The 15625-nt window shown below is 53.5% G+C and carries 13 protein-coding genes and 3 tRNA genes; 14 read left to right on the forward strand and 2 right to left on the reverse strand.

Features of this window, described 5'->3' with window-relative positions:
* Nucleotides 1-130 precede the first annotated feature (130 nt).
* On the reverse strand, nucleotides 131-586 hold the full coding sequence (locus tag ICT70_RS05280; protein WP_191154347.1) for a YqaA family protein: 456 nt from the start codon (nucleotides 584-586) through the stop codon (nucleotides 131-133).
* Between the two features lie 131 nt (nucleotides 587-717).
* Between ICT70_RS05280 and ICT70_RS05285 the strand changes: the two genes are divergently transcribed.
* The 8 genes from ICT70_RS05285 to ICT70_RS05320 all read left to right on the forward strand — a co-directional run bounded on the left by ICT70_RS05285 (nucleotide 718) and on the right by ICT70_RS05320 (nucleotide 10224).
* On the forward strand, nucleotides 718-1599 hold the full coding sequence (locus tag ICT70_RS05285) for a UbiA-like polyprenyltransferase (protein WP_191154348.1): 882 nt from the start codon (nucleotides 718-720) through the stop codon (nucleotides 1597-1599).
* A 344-nt stretch (nucleotides 1600-1943) separates the two neighbouring features.
* On the forward strand, nucleotides 1944-2546 hold the full coding sequence (locus tag ICT70_RS05290) for a UbiX family flavin prenyltransferase (RefSeq protein WP_191154349.1): 603 nt from the start codon (nucleotides 1944-1946) through the stop codon (nucleotides 2544-2546).
* 24 nt (nucleotides 2547-2570) lie between these two features.
* A complete protein-coding gene (gene mqnE / locus ICT70_RS05295) occupies nucleotides 2571-3638 on the forward strand; it encodes an aminofutalosine synthase MqnE (RefSeq protein ID WP_224746829.1) in 1068 nt (355 codons plus the stop codon).
* A 4-nt stretch (nucleotides 3639-3642) separates the two neighbouring features.
* On the forward strand, nucleotides 3643-5898 hold the full coding sequence (locus ICT70_RS05300; RefSeq protein ID WP_191154351.1) for a hypothetical protein: 2256 nt from the start codon (nucleotides 3643-3645) through the stop codon (nucleotides 5896-5898).
* Complete coding sequence (gene mqnC, locus ICT70_RS05305; protein ID WP_191154352.1) at nucleotides 5895-6947, forward strand: cyclic dehypoxanthinyl futalosine synthase; 1053 nt, start codon at nucleotides 5895-5897, stop codon at nucleotides 6945-6947. The genes ICT70_RS05300 and mqnC overlap by 4 nt, the downstream gene beginning before the upstream one ends.
* Nucleotides 6948-6951: 4 nt before the next feature.
* On the forward strand, nucleotides 6952-7998 hold the full coding sequence (gene hisC / locus ICT70_RS05310; RefSeq protein WP_191154353.1) for a histidinol-phosphate transaminase: 1047 nt from the start codon (nucleotides 6952-6954) through the stop codon (nucleotides 7996-7998).
* Entirely contained in the window at nucleotides 7991-9085 is a 1095-nt protein-coding gene (gene mutY / locus ICT70_RS05315) for an A/G-specific adenine glycosylase (RefSeq protein WP_191154354.1), read from the forward strand. The genes hisC and mutY overlap by 8 nt, the downstream gene beginning before the upstream one ends.
* An 11-nt stretch (nucleotides 9086-9096) precedes the next feature.
* The gene (locus ICT70_RS05320) at nucleotides 9097-10224 is read left to right on the forward strand and encodes a ribonuclease D (RefSeq protein ID WP_191154355.1); all 1128 of its coding nucleotides are present in this window, start codon (nucleotides 9097-9099) and stop codon (nucleotides 10222-10224) included.
* A 137-nt stretch (nucleotides 10225-10361) separates the two neighbouring features.
* On the opposite strand, the gene ICT70_RS05325 is transcribed toward ICT70_RS05320, so the two are convergent.
* Complete coding sequence (locus ICT70_RS05325; protein ID WP_191154356.1) at nucleotides 10362-11750, reverse strand: class II fumarate hydratase; 1389 nt, start codon at nucleotides 11748-11750, stop codon at nucleotides 10362-10364.
* Nucleotides 11751-11868: 118 nt separating this feature from the next.
* On the opposite strand from ICT70_RS05325, the gene ICT70_RS05330 reads away from it, so the two are divergent.
* The 6 genes from ICT70_RS05330 to ICT70_RS05355 all read left to right on the forward strand — a co-directional run bounded on the left by ICT70_RS05330 (nucleotide 11869) and on the right by ICT70_RS05355 (nucleotide 15454).
* Nucleotides 11869-12738, forward strand: a complete 870-nt coding sequence (locus tag ICT70_RS05330) for an EamA family transporter (RefSeq protein ID WP_191154357.1) — start codon at nucleotides 11869-11871, stop codon at nucleotides 12736-12738.
* Nucleotides 12739-12809: 71 nt separating this feature from the next.
* Nucleotides 12810-13388 (forward strand): HD domain-containing protein, encoded by a 579-nt coding sequence (locus tag ICT70_RS05335; RefSeq protein WP_191154358.1) that lies wholly within the window; start codon nucleotides 12810-12812, stop codon nucleotides 13386-13388.
* Between the two features lie 83 nt (nucleotides 13389-13471).
* Nucleotides 13472-14749, forward strand: coding sequence for a serine--tRNA ligase (serS, locus tag ICT70_RS05340; RefSeq protein ID WP_191154359.1), 1278 nt, complete (start codon nucleotides 13472-13474; stop codon nucleotides 14747-14749).
* 99 nt (nucleotides 14750-14848) lie between these two features.
* Nucleotides 14849-14934, forward strand: a tRNA-Ser gene (locus ICT70_RS05345).
* Between the two features lie 254 nt (nucleotides 14935-15188).
* A tRNA-Ser gene (locus ICT70_RS05350) sits at nucleotides 15189-15280 on the forward strand.
* A 97-nt stretch (nucleotides 15281-15377) separates the two neighbouring features.
* Nucleotides 15378-15454, forward strand: a tRNA-Arg gene (locus ICT70_RS05355).
* Nucleotides 15455-15625 lie beyond the last annotated feature (171 nt).

Raw genomic sequence — 15625 nt, forward strand, 5'->3', positions numbered from 1 at the left:
ATAGGCTTCATTCCGTATAGGCTTTGGTGATGGTTTTTTGATAGATGGAACAGTATTCTAGCAAAAAAGAGTGATTTTTGTCGTGAAACAGGGTGGCAACGGCCGGGGTGTAGAGTTTCATCATATCCTGCTAAAGAAGCAGCTCAGAACCGCGTAACGTCAACCAGGTCAGGCTGATGTAACGCAGCGCTTTGCCGGTAGTGACCAGAATAAAAAAACGGGATAGCGAGGTGCGTAACGTGCCGGCGACCAGGCACAAAGGGTCGCCAACCACCGGCAACCAGGATAGCAGCAGCGACAGACTGCCGTAGCGCGTAAACCAGCTTTCCGCCCGGTGTTGCTGCTCGGGGGTAATCCGCAGTACCTTACGGATCAGCCAGGTGCTGCCCCAGCGGCCGAGCAGGTAGTTGGTAGCACCACCGAGGGTGTTGCCGATCGTCGCAATGACAACCACCAAAAAAGGCGATTTGCCCCCCAGCAGCAGCGCCACCAGCAACCACTCGGAGCCTAACGGCAGCAGCGTGGCAGCGAGAAAACTGACGATCAACAGGGCAACATAGGTATGTTCGAAAGCAATATCGGGCATGGGCGGCATCATAGCAGAGCCGCCGGAGAAAAACATAGTGTGGAAAAGCCCTTGTGACTTACCTTCATGAACGTGTAGATTGTGTCAAGCCTTTTTGCCGCAACCGTTGCACCCTATGTGAGGGCCACATCATGACGATGACCAGAGAACAGGCGTTTGCCAAGATGAAAAGCCTGTTGGAGATGATCAAGTTCTCCCACACTGTCTTTGCTTTTCCTTTTGCCCTGATGGGTGTTGTTTTAGCGTCATTGGCCAGTGGCCGTGCGCCTGGAGTCGGACAGGTTTTTTGGATCTGTGTGGCGATGATTGGGGCGCGCAGCGCCGCCATGGGGCTGAATCGGCTGATTGATGCGCGGATTGATGCTGACAATCCCCGTACCGCCGAGCGGCACATCCCCAGCGGTCAGGTGTCGTATCTCGAGGCCTGGCTGTTTATTCTGGGGTCAACGACAATTTTTCTTTTAGCCGCCTGGATGCTCAATCCTCTGTGTTTCAAGCTGGCTCCGGTTGCCCTTGCCCTGTTTGTGCTTTACGCCTATTGCAAGCGTTTCACCCATTATGCCCATGTGGTGCTGGGGTTGTGTCTGGCCGCCGCGCCCATCGGCGCCTGGATCGCTCTGCGCGGCGATATTGGCTGGCCGGTCATTTCCCTGGGGCTGGCGGTTCTTTTCTGGGTCGCCGGTTTTGACATTTTCTACGCCTTGCAGGACTATGACTATGATGTCAAGGCCGGATTGCATTCGGTGCCGTCGCGCCTGGGTATTGAAAAATCCTTCACGCTGGTACGCATCTTCCACGCCTTGATGTTGTTGTTTCTGCTGCTGGTCATGCCCGGCAGTGGCCTGGGGTGGATCTATTTCGCCGGCGTGGTGGTGGTTGCTGGATTGCTGGTGTACGAGCACAGCCTGGTTAAACCGGATGATCTATCACGCCTGGATGCGGCATTTTTTAATATGAACGGCTATATCAGTGTGACGATTTTTGTGTTTACCCTCATCGACGCATTAGCATGATGGCCAAAAAATTAACACATAGGTGGAAAGAGAAGCGTTTTTTAACCTAGCTTTTTTCCTCTCTTGGAGAACTTCGTGCCTTGGTGGCAACTTTGTCTCAATCTGTTTAACTCAGCCACCAAGACTCTAAGTACTCCAAGAAAAGCTTTAGGGTAAAGGTCGCTGCAAAAGGAAGTTAAGGGTTTTTTGTAACTATTCAGCTCTATCCTTGCACCGGGCCTTTGAATCCTATGTCAAGGGACGCTTTTCGTCATCCCTGACCGCTTTTTGTCGCCGTCCATGGCGACAAAAACCCTTGCCACAGGATCCCCGACCCGGTGCTGAACAGATACAGGTTTTTTCTTATGAAAAAAATCGTTGTTGGTATCACTGGTGCTTCCGGCTCGATTTATGGTTTGCGTCTGATCGAGGAATTGTTGGCTGCTGATCATCAGGTCAGCGTACTGCTGACCAATGCCGGGCGGCAGGTGACTGCCTTCGAAACAGGGTTGAATCTGGCTGACGAAGCGGCGGATTGCCAGGCGCAGTTGCGGGAATATTTCAACTGTACAACGCGTTTGCAATACTTTGTCATCGACGATTTTTTTGCTCCAGTCGCCAGCGGCTCCAGCGCTCCAGATGCCGTGGTGATCTGCCCCTGTTCCATGGGAACGGTCGGGCGCATTGCCTCGGGGCTGTCGGATAATCTGCTTGAGCGCGCAGCCGATGTCGCTTTGAAAGAGCGCCGTCAACTGATCGTAGTGCCACGCGAAACCCCCTTTAATCAGATTCATCTGGAAAATTTGCTGCGCCTGGCCCAGGCGGGAGGAACGATTCTTCCCGCCATGCCGGGATTTTACCATCAACCGCAAACGCTGGAAGATCTGGTGACGTTTGTTGTTGGCAAGATACTGGATACCTTATGTGTTCCCCACCAGTTGTTTCAACCCTGGGGTACTGATGTGTAATTAAATGGATGGATGAGGAATGTAATGAAGCAAATCAGAGAGAAGGTCAAAAACGGACAACGCCTCAGTGATGAAGATGCCTTAAGGTTATTTGAGTCTTTTGAACTGCTTGAGATAGGTGAGCTGGCAGCTGAGGTAAACAGAAGAAAAAATAGTAATAAGGTTTATTTCAACGTCAATCGTCACATCAACTACACCAACCTCTGCGTTAATCAGTGCACCTTTTGCGCCTTTGCCCGCGAAGAGGGCGATGAACGTGGCTACACCCTTGATCTGGATCAGATTCGTGCCAAGGTACGCGAAGCGCTGGCCGCTGGAGCCACCGAGATCCATTCTGTTGGCGGCCTGCACCCGGATCTCTCATTCGATTTTTATCTGGAGATGCTGCGCGCCATCAAAGCGGAAGCACCGGCCTTGCACATCAAGGCCTTTACTGCCGTAGAAATCGATTATTTTACGCGCATCAGCGACAAGACCCTGATCGATGTGGTGCGTGATCTCAAGGAGGCGGGTCTTGGTTCCATGCCCGGTGGCGGCGCCGAGATCCTTGGACAACAGGTGCGCGATAAAATCTGTCCGGAAAAAATCAGCGGTGAACGCTGGTTGGAAATTACTGAGACGGTTCACAACTGCGGCTTGCGTACCAATGCCACCATGTTGTTTGGCCATCTGGAGACCTATTCCGACCGGGTTGAGCACTTGCGCCTGTTACGTGAACTGCAGGATCGTACCGGTGGTTTCCAGAGCTTTATCCCCCTGGCCTTTCAACCCGACAATACCCGGGTGCCGGGAGCCGTTGGCGTGAGCGGTGTCGATGCCTTGAAAACCCTTGCGATTAGCCGTCTTTATCTGGATAACTTCCAGCATATCAAAGCCTATTGGGTAATGCTCGGCCTCAAGATTGCCCAGGTCGCCCTGTGTTTTGGCGTTAATGACATCGATGGTACCGTGGTGGAAGAGAAAATCGGTCACGATGCCGGCGCTGATTCCCCCCAGGTATTAAGCCGTGAGCAACTGATTACCCTGATCCGCAACGCCGGCCGCCAGCCGGTGGAGCGCGATACCCTTTATCGGGAAATCCGGGAGTATTAACAACGTGAAAGATATGGATAAAAAACTTATTGAAAAGGGCTTTTTTCCTTATGTTGCATTTTTCCCTCGGGCACAAAAAGGTGGCGTTAAGGTCAAAATGGAACATAAATTTGGCAAGGTTAAAACGGGAGAATATCTGTTTGTTGAGTTTTATTGCGCGACAAAAGATTGTGACTGCCGGGAGGTGACTCTGGTTGTTTTGAATGAACAGCGCAAGCAATTAGCAGTGATCGTTTTCCCCCTCGATATTGATCTTTTTTCCGCACTACCCCGTCTTCACGAAGAAATTAAACAAACAGGTCCCGCAGAGGATCTGCTGGAAGTTTTTGTTAATACCCTTGTTGCGCAGCCACAATGGTTTCGGGCTATGTGTCAGAATTATCGTGCTGTGCGTAAGAAAGTGGACGAGAAACCCTATGTGGGAGAGAGATTTCCCAGTTCAAAATATCTTCAACTATTGGTTGAGCCCTTTGAAGATGAAGGTGACGTTGATGAAGAGAAATTTTTTGCGGGTTTGAAAGACCTTATTGCCGGATTGACTAAAGCAGATAAAAAGGGTCCCAAAAAACAACCAAAAACAAAAAATTCAACAACAGAACATAGTCAGGGCAACCTTTTCCCTGCGTCTAGGGAAGATGTGCAGCTTTCTGATCTCATTAGTACTTATTCAAACAGACTAAGTGCAGGGCTTGACCTGGGAGAAAAGTGTGATGCTCAACTGCGCACCCTGATGCGTCAGGATGATGCTCTTGAGGAACTGGTCTCTGCGCTGGTTGAAAGCTACCGCGCTGAAGACGATCTCCGTCTACAGGGGATTTCTCAGCTGCTGTATGATGTGCTGGACATATTGCGCACCGACATGGAGCGCAGACGTCCCGGTGCTGCTGCTACCATGAATCATCTGCAAACAACATTGGCACAACAGGTTTTCCAGGTGGACGTTGACCCCGGTCTTGGAGCGGAGGTGACTAAAGCTCTTCTTGCTGCACGGGTTGACATTCTGCCGCCATTATATGAAGCCAATAGCCGTAGAATGGCAGAACTTTCTCCTCCGGATGAATTGGCAGTAGCAGATCAAGAAGTAGCTCTTAATGGGTTACTCAGTGAGTTTGAAAAAATGGGGGTCTCTTCCGAGTTTGAAATGGCTGATATGTTGTTGCAGATGATGGCCATAGGTGAACCGGACGTCCAGATCAATCTCTACACACAGATGTTTTACTCAGTAAATGATATGGCCCGCGAAGCAGCTGTGCTGATGCTGTTTCATCCTGATGTCAGAGTCAGGCAGGAGGTCGCAGAGCTGCTTGTCGATGTCGGCGGTGGCGATTTCTCACCGGTTATGTTGCGTCGTTTGATTATTGCGCGCAATTGGTTCCCGGAAAATATGCGCAAAAAACTTGATCAGTCAATTAGTAATGCCCGACGGGCACGGGTTGAATGTGCACCTTTGGCTAATCCGGTCAAGGTGCAGGTGTACGCATCGATTATGGATGGCGCCAATGCGCAGTCATTTATGGTGGTCCTTCCACGAGCTAAGGGATTTTTAGGATGCTCCCTGTTACTGAAAAATCAGCACGGTGTCGCTGATGCCTTTATTGTGCCATTAGCAGATAAGGCTCATCTTCGTGAACTGAAGCAAGTGATGAATGCAGAAACGGGCAGTTTAGAAATTTCAAGGTCCTACCTCAATCAGCGTGTTTGTCACGCTCTAGCTGATGGTGCCGCAGCGGGTAAGGTGCCGAGCCACTGGTTGCTGGCCATTGCTGAGCAACTGGGAAGTGATCAATGGAAGGCTGTGGCCTTAGATTGCGAAAAAGAACTGCAGCAACTTACACGTGAAATGCAACAGAAAAAACGCCCTGCTGTTCTGGAAATGAACAAGCAGAAAGCACTGCAGCAGTCATCGCAGTGGTTGGCTCGTCAAGATTTTGCCGCGAGCTGGTTCGAGGATGATGTCGAAGTCGATGATTTGCTCAATAAGTATTTCAATAAAAATTTCGCAAAAAATCCTGAGTATGCCATTTCGCATGTTGTTGATAAGATATTGGAATCGCGGCGACTGAATTGGCAGGAGCGGTTGGTGGTTGCTACTCTTTGGCTTAGGGCCGCGCTAAAGTCGCCGATCTCCTGGGAGCAGATGTATTATGTTGCCGTTACTGTGGCCGACAGATCCGTGCCCTTGAAGCAGATTCCTTTAATGCGAGCCATTGCCGATAACAGTATCGGAGCTTTTTTTGGACGAAAGCGGGACAACTTATGATGTTCGACAGAGAACGCGGTAAAGAAATCACTCGCGAACAGGCCCTCTATTTGCTGACCGAGGCCGATCTGCTGGAAGTCGGGAAGTTGGCTGACGCCATCCGCAAGCGCAAACATCCTCACAACCGCGTGACCTTTGTCGTTGATCGCAATGTCAATTATTCCAATATCTGCGAGTCAAAGTGCCGTTTCTGCGCTTTTTACCGCAATGATGGTGATGCTGACGCCTATCTGCTTGATGACGAAACGATCTTTGCCAAGGTGCAGGAGCTGGTGGATCATGACGGCACCCAGCTGTTGATGCAGGGAGGATTGCACCCGACCCTGACCATCGACTGGTTTGAAGATCTGTTTCGCCGGCTACGGCAGCGTTTCCCCCAGGTGCAGATTCATTCCCTGTCGCCGGCGGAAGTAATCCATGTCGCTAAGCTGTCCGGCATCAGCATGGAAGACTGCCTGCGGCGGTTGCAGATAGCGGGGTTGGCGTCGGTGCCCGGTGGCGGTGCCGAGGTGCTGGTGGATGAGGTGCGTCAGGAGATTTCCCCCGACAAGATCGGCTGGCGCCAGTGGGCAAGCGTCATGGAAGAGGCCCATCGCTTAGGGATGCGAACAACCGCGACCATGATGTTCGGCAGCCGCGAAAAGCCCAAGGATATTGTCGAACATTTGTTCCGGGTGCGGGAGATCCAGGAGCGTACTGGTGGTTTTACCGCTTTTATCCCCTGGACCTTTCAGCCCGATAACACCGAATTGGGCGGCGAAAAGGCTGGTGGCGTCGAATATCTGAAGGTGCTGGCGCTGTCACGCATTGTTCTTGATAACATCGACAACATTCAGGCCAGTTGGGTCACTCAAGGGGCCGCAATGGCGCAGGTGGCGCTGTTTTTCGGTGCCAATGATCTGGGCGGCACCATGCTCGAAGAAAATGTCGTCGCCGCTGCCGGCGTGTCTTTTCGCATGTCGCAGCAGGAGATTATCGACCTGGCGCGCGGCGCCGGCTTTATCCCCGCCCGACGAACGACGGAATATCAGCTTCTGGAGGAATATTAAGCCTATGCTGCCATTACGTAAAAATATCGCCGAAATGGCCGGGTATGTCCCCGGATTCCAGCCGGATGGCGAGGGTTGGATCAAACTGAACACCAATGAAAACCCGTATCCGCCATCGCCGCAGGTGGTTGCGGCAATCTGGGAGGAGCTGGGTGATGATGGTGGCGCATTACGTAAATACCCGGATGCCGGCAGCAAGGAAGCGCGCAGGGTTGCGGCAGAGCTGTACGGGGTTGATCCGTCCTGGGTGATCATGGCCAACGGCTCGGATGAACTGCTCAATAACCTGATTCGCGCCTTTGCCGCTGAAGGGGAGGAGATCGCCTATATCCACCCATCCTATTCCTATTATGCCACCCTGGCAGAGATCCAGGGGGCAACCGTGCGGACCTTCAGCTTGAGCGATGAGGGCCGGATCGATTTTCCTGAACGTTATGACGGCAAACTGTTTTTTTTCACCAGTCCCAATGCCCCGTTGGGCTGCGCCTTTGACAATGACACCATCGCTGATCTGGCGCGGCGTTGCAGCGGGGTGCTGGTGGTCGATGAAGCTTATGGCGATTTTGCCGGCGAGTCAGCGCTGGAACTGGTCCAGCAATTTGAGAATCTGGTCGTTACCCGTACCTTCTCAAAGAGTTACGGCCTGGCGGGGATGCGTCTGGGGCTGGCGGTGGCGCGCCCTGAAGTGGTGGCGGCGCTGGACAAGATTCGTGATCACTATCACCTTGACCGCCTGGCCCTGGTGGCGGCAAGCGCAGCCTTGCAGGATCAGGACTACCTGCGCACCACGGTGGCAAGGATTTGCCGGAACCGTGATGAGATGCGCGATAAACTGATCAGCTGTGGTTATCAGGTGATCCCGTCGCAGGCCAACTATTTGTTTGTCAGTCCCTCTGATGGCAACGGCAAGCGTATTTATGATGCCCTTTATGCCGAAAAAATCCTGGTGCGTTATTTCTCCGATCCGCGCTTAAGTCATGGCGTGCGCATCTCTATCGGAACCGAGGAAGAGATGGCGGCAACCCTGAAGGTGCTGGCCACCCTTGTCTGACCTCCCCTTCAATCCGGCTGACTTTGCCCGTACCCTGCTCGGCTGGTATCAGCAGCAGGGGCGGGATCTGCCCTGGCGCAACATCCGTGATCCCTACCGCATCTGGGTTTCCGAAATCATGCTGCAACAGACCACGGTGGCCACAGTGCTCGGGCGTTATGATCTGTTTCTTCAGCAATTTCCTGCCTTGGCTGATCTGGCAACGGCACCAGTGGAACAGGTAATCGATGCCTGGGCGGGGCTTGGTTACTACTCGCGGGCGCGTAACCTGCATGCTACCGCCGGTCGGATTCAAACGGACTATGGCGGCATTTTCCCGGCAGATCCTGATGTCCTGCAGCAACTTCCCGGTATCGGCCGTTCTACTGCCGGGGCGATCGTTGCTATTGCTTATGATCGTCCCGCGCCGATTCTCGATGCCAATGTGCGCCGGGTTCTCTGTCGTCTGTTTGCCCTGCAGCAGCCACCGCGTTCTGCCGCGGCAGAAAAACAGTTGTGGACCTGGGCAGAGCTGCTGACACCGGAACAAGAGGTTCACGATTATACGCAAGCAATGATGGATCTGGGGGCCATGATCTGCCTGCCGACCAAGCCACAGTGCAAGGATTGTCCGGTACCTTCTTTTTGTCTGGCGTACAAGCAGGGATTGCAACAGGATATTCCACTCAAAACAAAGAAAAGCTCACTACCTATCCGCTATCAGGCGGTTGTGGTGCTGCAGCGGCAGGGGCGGTTGCAGGTCGGTCGGCGACCGGTTGCAGGTTTTCTCGGTGGATTGTGGGAGTTTCCAACCATTGATCTGGAGCAGGGGACAGCTGCTGAAGTTATGGTGCATCGCTTTTTGTCCCAGATGGGATTGACCGGTGATCCGGTCCCGGTGGGAATCAGTTACCATAGGTACAGTCATTTCAAGCTTGAATCCCTGGTGTATCTGGTGGATTTAGCCGATAATTTGCTGGTTGCGGAAACCCAAAATCAGTGGAAAACCCGAGAGGAACTGGATCTGTTGGCGCTGCATGGCGCGCACAAGAAGGTGTTTGAAAAGGTGAGAAATGCCCCTCATGTGACTGCAGATCATAAACAATAAGGATAACAAGAATGTCATTACCCACAATTTTAACAACCGCCGTAGAAGTCGCCGATTTTGCCGTCGAGCTTGCCGGGCATGAAACTATCGCCGTCGATCTCGAGGCGGACTCCATGCACAATTATCAGGAAAAGGTCTGCCTGCTGCAATTTACCACCCCCCAGCGCACCGTATTGATCGATCCTTTGGCGATTCCTGATTTAGATTCACTCAAATCGATGTTTGCCAACCCCGACCAGCGCAAGATTTTTCACGCCGCCGATTATGATATCCGCTCTTTGGGGCGTGACTTTGAGATTAGCGTCAGGGGTCTGTTCGATACCATGATCAGTTGCCAGTTCCTTGGCGAGGAGCGTTTTGGCCTGGCCGATGTGTTAAAAAAATATTATGGTGTGGAACTAAATAAACGTTTCCAGCGAGCCGACTGGTCGTTGCGACCCCTGTCAGACGACATGATCCGCTATGCCGCTGAAGATACCAGCCATCTCCATGATCTGGCCCGTTTACTTGAAGATAAGCTGGTGGAAAAGGGCAGATTGGCGTGGGTAAAAGAGGAATGTGAGCTGCTTGAGCAGGTACGCTTTTCTCCTCAGAACGGGCCCTTGTTTTTGCGTTTCAAAGGTGCCGGTTCCCTTAAGCCGCGCCAGCTGGCGGCGCTGGAACATATGCTGGTCTGGCGCGATGATGAAGCACGGCGGCGCAACACGCCCCACTACAAGGTGCTGGGCAACAAGCCGCTGCTCGAACTGGCGAGGTTGCTGCCCGAGGGGCGCAACCAGCTGGAAGGGATTGACGGCCTGCCACCGCGTATGGCGGGGCGCTATGGAGGTACTATTCTACAGCAGATTGGTGCCGCTCTGGAGCTGACCGAAGAGCAATTGCCAACCTATCCGCGTAGCGTCAGAAAAGAGGTCGATCCGGCGGTGGAAGGTCGTTTTAACGCCCTGAAAAAGTGGCGGACCAAAATCGCAGCAGAGTTACAGCTTGATCCCGGCGTATTGATCAATAATGCCCTGCTGGAAGAATTGGCGCTGCGTAACCCCCGCAGCTTTGAAGATCCGGCTATTGCTGAACTGTTGAAACGCTGGCAGCAACAGGTGTTGGCGAAGGGGATTATCGCGACCTTGCAGCGGACTTAATCGCTGGGACAGTAATCCGTAATCCGTAATCCGTAATCCGTGAGCCGTGAGCCGTGAGCCGTGATCCGTGATCCGTGATCCGTGATCCGTGATCCGTGATCCGTGATCCGTGATCCGTGATCCTGCGGTCGTGGTTTTTATGCCGTCGGTTTGGTCATGCCGGCCGGATCAAGCAGGCGATCCAGAACCTCTTCATCCACCCCATCCTCCAGAGCCAGTTCACGCAATGTCCGCCCGGTTTTGTGTGCCTCTTTAGCCAGTTCGGCGGAACGGTCGTAACCGATTTCCGGCACCAGCGCGGTGACCAGGGCAAGACTCTGTTCGAGCAGATCGCCACAGCGTTGCTCATCGGCCTGTAGCCCCTGCAGGCATTTTTCGTCGAAGGCACGAATGGCATTGCTGAGCAGTTCGATGCTCTGCAGCACATTCCACCCCATCACCGGCATCATCACGTTCAATTCAAAATTCCCCGACAACCCTCCGAGCGACACCGTGGCGTCGTTACCGATCACCTGGGCACACACCTGGATCAGGCTTTCCGCCATCACCGGATTGATTTTTCCCGGCATGATCGAGCTGCCCGGTTGCACTGCCGGCAGAATCAGCTCACCGATGCCACAGCGCGGCCCGCTGGCAAGAAAACGGATATCGTTGGCGATCTTAAACAGACTGACAGCGCAATCTTTCAGGCTGCTGCTGGTCGCTACCAGGGCATCCTTGGCGCCTTGCGCTTCAAAATGATTCCCCGCTTCACGAAACGGCAGGCAGGTTTCGCGGGCAATGGCGGAGACGGTGGTGGCGGCAAACTGCGGATGGGTGTTGATGCCGGTGCCGACAGCGGTGCCTCCCAGCGCCAGTTCATAAAGGCCGCTGGAGCTCGCCGCCAGGCGTTCCTGGGCCAATTCAACCTGCCGGGCATAACCGGAAAAGACCTGCCCCAGGCGGATCGGTGTCGCATCCTGCAGGTGGGTGCGGCCGATCTTGAGAATGTCGTTGAACTTTTCCGCCTTGTCACTCAAGTGCTGAAAAAATTGATCGAGTACCGGCAACAAGTGACGATGGAGCTCTTCGGCGCAGGCGATGTGGATTGCGCTAGGGAAAACATCGTTGCTCGATTGCCCCATGTTGACCTGGTCGTTGGGGTGAACGGCTTTGCTCCCCATCGCTTTGCCCAGCAGTTGGGCGGCACGGTGGGCGATGACCTCATTAGCGTTCATGTTGCTGCTGGTGCCTGATCCGGTCTGGAAGATATCGACGGGAAATTGTTCAAGGTGGCCACCGGCGGCAATTTCGTGCGCGGCATCACGAATCGCCTCAGCAACCTCCTTTGGTAACAGCCCCAACCCATGATTGGTTGTTGCCGCATGTTTCTTGATCAACCCCAGGGCACGGATCAGGGACGCCGGGAGGGGTTGTCCGGAGATAGGAAAATTATCGATGGCACGCGCTGTTTGGGCGCCATATAGAGCCTCTTGTGGGACCTGCATCTCACCTAATGAATCCTGCTCAGTCCGGTATCTGGTCATGGCGTTATCCTTTCATCATGAAACATTTGATCAGCCCCCTCGCTGTTAAGAATAACCGACTTGTCGTCAGAGTCAAAGGCGCTTTTCTTCGCCTCGGGCATCGGCTATGATGCCGCCCATGGAAACCCTCGCTCTACTATTGATTCTGTTCTCCGCCCTGATGCATGCCCTGTGGAACCTGATGGTCAAGCAGAGTCATGACAAGACTATTTTCATCTGGTGGATGTTCCTCTGCTCGTGGCTGCTGATGAATCTGCTGATGATCAGCCTCGATCTGTTTCCGGTGTTGACGCCACGTTTGATTGCCCTGGCGGCGCTGGCCGCCTTCTGTTTTGTTTTATATCACTGGCTTGGTGGGTTCGCCTATCGCCAGGGGGATTTATCAGTCACCTACCCGCTGGCTCAGACCGCCATGTTCTATGTGCCGATCTGGGGGGTGTTGTTTCTCGGCGAACAACTGAGTTCGCTGGGGATTCTCGGGATAGGCTTGATTGCCCTGGGGGCCTACTGTATTCAGTTGCGGGGCTTACGGTTGCGGGATGTTATCTACCCCTTTACCCAACTCGGCAATCCATCGGTACAGGCTGCGCTGTTGGCTGGGCTGGTGTACTCCATCGGCGTGATTATTGATAAAGCCGGAGTTGATGGATATTCTCCTTTTGGTTTTACCTACGTGCTGGTGTTTTTTATGATTGTTTACATGACCCTGAACCTCTTGCGCCCGCGCTATCGTGGTCGGATTCTGGGGGGCCGCCAAGAGAGCCCCTGGCTGCTGATCTGGTCCGGGCCGGTGATTCTGGCGTCGTTTCTGTCGTTTCGTTACGGACTGGTGCTGGCGCCGGTCAGTTATGCCGTACCGGTGCGGCAGATCAGTCTGTTGATCGGTGTCCTCATTGGTCTGCTGTTTCTCGGCGAGTCATTCGGCCGGATTCGCCTGACGTCGGTGGGGTTGATATTGGCGGGAGTATTTTGCGTCTGGCAGGGGTGATGGGGAGTGGGAAGTAGGTACTTGGGAGTAGGTAGTGGGGAGTAGGTACTTGGGAGTAGGGAGGAACATCTATGAAGAATATCGCTAATTTTTTATTTGAAGTCGGGATGCTCAAGCGCACGCCGCGCACCGGCTTTCAGTTTCTTGGATCGGGCGCCCAGTCGGTGGCGGAGCACAGTTTTCGCACGGCGATGATCGGTTATGCTCTGGCTCAGCTTGATGGCCAGGCCGATGTCGCGCGGGTGTTGCAGCTCTGCCTGTTTCACGACATTCCGGAAGCACGTACCGGCGATTTGAACTATGTCAACAAGAAATACGTTCAGGTTGATGAGCAAAAAGCAGTCGAGGATCTTGCCCGAGAGCTCCCTTTTGGTGAGGATTACCGAGCTACCCTGGTTGAATTTATTGCTCGTGAAAGCTACGAGGCGCAACTGGCCCATGATGCTGATCAACTCGAAATGGTGCTGTCCCTGAAGGAGCATAAGGATCTGGGCAATCGCTACGCCGATGAGTGGTACCCCTTTTCGCGTTTGCGCTTAAAAACCGAGATTGCCAAGGAGTTGGCGGAAACCATCTGGGAGACCGATTCGTCGAAGTGGTGGTTTGATGAGGATCATCAGTGGTGGGTCAATGGACGTAGCGGGAAATAGGGAGTGGGGTTATCTTGACCTTTTACACTTCAAAATGCTATTGACCTTGAGCACTGAACAGGATCGATCACAAGGAGAAAAGAATGCTTGATGTCAGATATTTACGGGAAAATTTCGAGGCGGCACAGCAGGCGTTGGCACAGCGAGGCGGAAATATTGACCTGTCAGGATTTTCGGCTCTTGATCGGCAGCGCCGCGAACTGCTCGGCGAGTCGGAAGGGTTGAAGGCGGAGAAGAATAAGGTGTCCGAAGTCATCGGGCGCACTAAGGATAAGAGCCAGGTGCAGGGTGAGATTGCCCGGATGAAGGAGGTCTCGGCCCGCATCAAGGAGCTGGATGATCAGCTGGCGCAGGTAGAGGAAAGCCTAAATGAATTGCTGATGGGGGTGCCGAATATTCCCCATGAACTGGCGCCGGTTGGTGTGTCGGAAGAGGATAACCCGGTGGTGCGCACTTGGGGTGACAAGCCGCAATTCAATTTTACTGTCAAGGCGCATTGGGATCTTGGTCCTGACCTTGGCATTCTTGACTTTGAACGCGCCGGCAAAATATCCGGCGCGCGCTTCTGTCTGTCCACCGGCGCCGGCGCGCGGCTGGAGCGGGCGCTGATCAATTTCATGCTCGATCTGCACACAGACCAGCACGGTTATACCGAAACCCTGCCGCCGTTTCTGGTCAATCGAGCCTCCATGACCGGCACCGGTCAGTTGCCCAAGTTTGAGGCCGATTTGTTCCATACTGAAGATGTCGATCTGTTCCTGATCCCGACAGCGGAAGTGCCGGTGACCAACATCCACCGTGACGAAATCCTCAGTGAAAAGGATCTGCCCCTCTGTTACACCGCCTATACCCCCTGTTTTCGCAAGGAGGCTGGAGCCCACGGACGCGACACCCGTGGTTTGATCCGCCAGCATCAGTTCAACAAAGTGGAACTGGTCAAGTTTACCCGCCCGGAGGATTCCGATGCTGAACTGGAAACCTTGCTGCAGCATGCCGAAAAGGTGTTGCAGCTATTGAAGTTACCCTATCGGGTGATCGATCTCTGTACCGGGGATATCGGATTTTCTGCAGCGCGGACCTTTGATATCGAAGTCTGGTTGCCGGGGCAGGATAGCTATCGCGAGATTTCTTCCTGTTCGAATTTCCGCGACTTTCAGGCTCGCCGCGCCGCCATCCGTTTTCGCCGTGAAGGGGCAAAAAAACCGGAACTGGTCCATACCCTCAACGGCTCCGGACTTGCCGTAGGTCGTACCCTGGTAGCGGTTCTGGAAAATTATCAGCAGGAAGATGGCTCAGTAACCATTCCTGAAGTTCTGGTGCCCTATATGGGGGGATTGCAGAAGATTGTCGCGCCGGTGTAAGCTTCTTACCTGGTTAGAATGAGGGGCTGTTTGTGCTTGCTTTTTATGCCAAGGTTGGTTACTGTTCCAGAGTTTTTCGCAAGACGTCAGCGATTAAACGGAGGAGTGGCCGAGTGGCTTAAGGCGGCGGTCTTGAAAACCGTTGAACGAAAGTTCCGTGGGTTCGAATCCTACCTCCTCCGCCAATTGTTTAGCACAAAAAAGTTGAATAGGATTCGAAGCGGAGCGAGCGCTGACTGAATGTCAGAAGAGCGGCCAGGATGGCCGCGCCAGCGAGCGCAGGGGAGCCGACGCAGGAACCGCCGTGATGGCGGTGACAAAGTGGGCGAATCCTACCTCCTCCGCCAATTGTTTAGCACAAAAAAGTTGAATAGGATTCGAAGCTTTAGCGATCTGACTGAATGTCAGAAGAGCGAAGTTCAAAAATTTTACGATTTGCGGAGAGGTGACCGAGAGGCCGAAGGTGCTCGCCTGCTAAGCGAGTGTTCTGGGAAACCGGGACCGAGGGTTCGAATCCCTCCCTCTCCGCCAGTTATTTAGCACAGTAGTTCGACAGGATTCGAAGCGTAGCGAGCGCTGACTTAACTATTGACAAATTTTCAATTCTGGGCGATAAACTCACTTCTTTGCGCCTCTAGCTCAGCTGGATAGAGCGTCTGACTACGGATCAGAAGGCCGGGAGTTCGAATCTCTCGAGGCGCGCCAATAAAATCAAGGGCTTAGCTGTTTTGGCTAGGTCCTTTTTTTATGTGCGCCCGGCAGGGCGCGTGGTGCTCAAGCACCATCCATTTGGCTGTGGTGACCAAATGGTGACTTGGAGGTGAAAGTCCTCTGCGGACCCTGATGACGGGAACCGCTAGCCGAACGGCAAGGGTG

It is taken from the genome of Pelovirga terrestris, assembly GCF_014773365.1.
In the GTDB taxonomy this organism is placed as follows: Bacteria; Desulfobacterota; Desulfuromonadia; order Desulfuromonadales; family Geopsychrobacteraceae; genus Pelovirga; species Pelovirga terrestris.

Excerpts from the sequence above, each read along its gene's own strand:
- mqnC (WP_191154352.1), top strand. The coding sequence starts at position 5,895 with ATGATGTTCGACAGAGAACGCGGTAAAGAAATCACTCGCGAACAGGCC.
- serS (WP_191154359.1), top strand. The coding sequence starts at position 13,472 with ATGCTTGATGTCAGATATTTACGGGAAAATTTCGAGGCGGCACAGCAG.
- mqnE (WP_224746829.1), top strand. The coding sequence starts at position 2,571 with ATGAAGCAAATCAGAGAGAAGGTCAAAAACGGACAACGCCTCAGTGAT.
- ICT70_RS05335 (WP_191154358.1), top strand. The coding sequence starts at position 12,810 with ATGAAGAATATCGCTAATTTTTTATTTGAAGTCGGGATGCTCAAGCGC.
- ICT70_RS05330 (WP_191154357.1), top strand. The coding sequence starts at position 11,869 with ATGGAAACCCTCGCTCTACTATTGATTCTGTTCTCCGCCCTGATGCAT.
- ICT70_RS05285 (WP_191154348.1), top strand. The coding sequence starts at position 718 with ATGACGATGACCAGAGAACAGGCGTTTGCCAAGATGAAAAGCCTGTTG.
- ICT70_RS05290 (WP_191154349.1), top strand. The coding sequence starts at position 1,944 with ATGAAAAAAATCGTTGTTGGTATCACTGGTGCTTCCGGCTCGATTTAT.
- ICT70_RS05320 (WP_191154355.1), top strand. The coding sequence starts at position 9,097 with ATGTCATTACCCACAATTTTAACAACCGCCGTAGAAGTCGCCGATTTT.
- hisC (WP_191154353.1), top strand. The coding sequence starts at position 6,952 with ATGCTGCCATTACGTAAAAATATCGCCGAAATGGCCGGGTATGTCCCC.
- ICT70_RS05280 (WP_191154347.1), bottom strand. The coding sequence starts at position 586 with ATGCCCGATATTGCTTTCGAACATACCTATGTTGCCCTGTTGATCGTC.
- ICT70_RS05325 (WP_191154356.1), bottom strand. The coding sequence starts at position 11,750 with ATGACCAGATACCGGACTGAGCAGGATTCATTAGGTGAGATGCAGGTC.